The 3,384-nt window shown below is 68.2% G+C and carries 3 protein-coding genes; all 3 read right to left on the bottom strand.

Annotated elements, in window-relative coordinates; all coding sequences use genetic code 11:
* Positions 1-1,809: efflux RND transporter permease subunit (locus AC1DYI_RS30085; protein ID WP_477207791.1), on the bottom strand; the 1,809-nt coding region annotated here is incomplete at its 3' end.
* 16 nt (positions 1,810-1,825) lie between these two features.
* Complete coding sequence (locus AC1DYI_RS30090; protein ID WP_477207789.1) at positions 1,826-3,007, bottom strand: efflux RND transporter periplasmic adaptor subunit; 1,182 nt, start codon at positions 3,005-3,007, stop codon at positions 1,826-1,828.
* A 35-nt stretch (positions 3,008-3,042) separates the two neighbouring features.
* Positions 3,043-3,384 (bottom strand): TolC family protein (locus tag AC1DYI_RS30095; RefSeq protein WP_477207790.1); only part of this gene is annotated, 342 nt, incomplete at its 5' end.

Raw genomic sequence — 3,384 nt, forward strand, 5'->3', positions numbered from 1 at the left:
GGCTGCGCCCGAGGGCATGAACGGGTCCGACCCGGTCGCGCCACCGCCGATCGCGGTGTAGACCAGCTTGATGTGCTTGTTCTTGATGACCAGTTCGCGCGCCTGCTCGGCTGCGGCCAGCGTCTGGCTGAAGGTGCTGCCCGGCGGCAGCGTCACCGTGACCTGGGTTTGCGACAGATCGTCAGGCGGCACGAAGCCTGTCGGCAGCAGGCCCACCAGTGCGAAAGACGCGACCGTGAAGCCGATGGCCGCCAGCGAGACCTTGATGCGGTGCTTCAGTGCCCACTGGGCCCAGCGCATGTAGATCGACATCCACTTCGGGTCGGCTTTCTCGGGCTGCGGCTTCAGCGTGTAGGCCGCCATCATCGGCGTCAGCATCCGCGCGACGACGAGCGAGAAGAAGACCGCGATCGCGGCGGTCCAGCCGAACTGGACGAAGAACTTGCCTGGCACGCCGGCCATGAAGGCGGTCGGCAGGAACACCGCGATCAGCGTGAAGCTGGTCGCGATGACCGCCAGGCCGATCTCGTCGGCAGCCTCCTTGGCCGCCTGGAACGGTGTCTTGCCCATGCGCAGGTGGCGCATGATGTTCTCGATCTCGACGATCGCATCGTCGACCAGGATGCCGACCACCAGCGACAGCGACAGCAGCGTCACGATGTTGACGCTGAAGCCCATGAAGTACATCGCGGCGAAGGCCGGGATCACTGACAGCGGCAGTGCGGTGGCCGAGACCAGCGTCGCGCGCCAGTCGCGCAGGAAGAACCAGACGACGATGATCGCCAGCAGCGCACCTTCGTACAGCAGCAGCATCGAGCCATCGTAGTTTTCGACCACCGGGTCGACGAAGTTGAAGGCCTCGGTGATCGTGATGTCGGGGTGCGCGGCCTTGAGCTTGTCGAGTTCGGTACGCACGCCATTGGCCACGTCCACTTCACCGGCACCGCGGCTGCGTACGATCTCGAAGCCGACGACAGGCTTGCCGTCCAGCAGCGCGGCCGAGCGTTGTTCGGCCACCGTGTCGGTCACCGTGGCGACCTGGTCGAGCCGGATGTGGCGGCCGTCGCTGAGCGCAACGTCCATCGCGGCCAGCTCTTCGGCCGACTGCACGGTGGCGATCGTGCGAACCGATTGCTCGGCGCCACCCACATCGGTGCGGCCACCGGCGGCTTCTTGCTGCGTCTGCTTCAGTTGGCGCGAGATGTCGGCCGCGCTGGCGTTCAGCGATTGCAGCTTCAATGGGTCGAGCGCGACACGCACCTCGCGTGACACGCCGCCCACGCGCGACACCGTGCCGACGCCGCGCACGCTGAGCATCGACTTCGCGACCTGGTTGTCGACGAACCACGACAGCGCTTCGTCGTCCATCCGCGCCGAGGCAACGGTGTAGGTCAGGATCGGTGTGCCCGCCAGCTCCATCTTGCTGATCACCGGGTCGCGCAGGTCGCCCGGCAGGTCCGAGCGCACGCGCGAGACCGCGTCGCGCACGTCGTCGACCGCTTGCTGCGTCGGCTTCTCGAGGCGGAACTCGACGGTGATCGACGCGACGCCGTCCTGCACGGTGGTGTAGATGTGCTTGACGCCCTGCACCGTGGCGACCGAGTTCTCGATCTTGCGCGCGACCTCGGTTTCGAGTTGCGAAGGCGAGGCCCCGGGCAGCGACGCGGTGACGATCACCGTCGGCAGGTCGATGTCCGGGAAGTTCTGGATCTTCATCCAGCGAAAGCCCATCAAGYCCACCAGTGTGAGCATGATGAACAGCAACACCGACGGGATCGGGTTGCGGATGGACCAGGTGGAGACGTTCATCATTGCGACTAACTCCTTACTGGCCTGGCGTGGCGGCCGGTATCGCGCCGCCGATCGGCGAGGCGGACTTGGCCACCGGCTTGGGCGCAGCCGCGTCGACGACACGCACCAGATCGCCATCAGCCAGGAACGCGCCGCCCGCGGCGACGACCTTGGTGTTGGCCTCGATGCCGCTGGTCACTTCGATCCGGTCGCCGACGCGGCGGCCGACCGCGACCTTGGTCTGCGCGACCTTGCTGTCAGGGCCCACGCGCAGCACATAGCTGAAGCCGTCGCGCAGCACGACGGCGCTTTGCGGCAGCGTCAGCGCCTGGCCACTGCCGATGTCGAATTCGCCGCGCGCGAACATGCCGGCGCGGGCGTCGGCCGAAGCGGGCAGGTCGACATAGATCAGCGCGTTGCGGGTCTTGTCGTCGACTGTTGGTGCCACCATGCGCAGCTTGCCGGTGATGCTGCTGCCGGTGGGCAACGCGACGTTGACGGCCATGCCGGCTTTCAGGCGCGGCAGGTCGCTCGACGGCACTTCGGCGCGCCATTCGAGCCGGCCCTGGCGGATCAGGCGGAACATCTCCATGCCGGCCGGCAACACGGCGCCGACGGTGGCGCTGCGCGACGAGATCACGCCGTTGTCGGGCGCCAGCACCTGGGTCTGACGCAGGCGCAGCTCTTGCACCCGGGCCATCGCCTTTTGCGCGTCGAGCCGGGCCTTGGCGGTGCGCTCGGCGGTCAGGTACTGGTTGATCTGCTGCGCGCTCAACGCGCCGGTGGTCGACAGCTCGCGGGCGCGTTGCGCGTTGGCCTCGGCCTCGGCCAAGGTGGCTTCGGCTTCGCCGACGGCGGCGCGAACCTGGTTCAGTTCGGCCTGCACGGTATCGGCGGCGAAGGTGGCCAGCACCTGGCCCTTCTTGACCACGTCGCCGACATTGGCGCGCACCTCGGCCAGGCGCAGGCCGTTGGCCTCAGTGCCGACGACAGCCTCTTGCCACGCGGCGATGCTGCCATTGGCGCTGAGCTTGGTGGCCAGCGTGGTCGTCTGCGGGCTGGTGGTGCTGACGGTCAGTGCAGCCTGCGCGGCAGAGGCGCCGGCGGCGGGCGCGGCCGGCTTGTCGGCGGCGTGGACGAAGGTGCCGAGCACGGCGAGGGAGGCGGCCGTCAGTGCGGCGGGAAGAATCCAGGTGGGGCGCTGTTGCGTCTTCATCTCGTGTCCTCTTTGATCTTGGTGTCGTGGTCGCTTCAGCGAGCGGCCATCGTGGTGGTGTCGGCCGGTTGCCAGCCGCCACTGGCCGTCGGGGTGTCCATCGGCTTCCAGCCACCGCTGGCCGTAGCAGTGGCCGTCGGCTTCCAGCCGCCACCCAGTGCGCGGTACAGCGTGATCCAGGCGGTCACGCGTTCGCGCTGCAGGTCGATCAGCTGGCTGCGTGCCAGCGCGGCGCTGCGGCGCGCATCTTCGAGTTCGAACAGGCTCGCCAGGCCGCCGCGGTAGCGCGCTTCGGCGGCGCGGAACGAGGCCTCGTAGCCATCGACCGCGACGCGTGCGTCTTCGCTGCGGGCGGCGCTGCTGTCCAACTGCACCAG

The organism is Ideonella sp. P3_A4 (genome assembly GCF_056403075.1).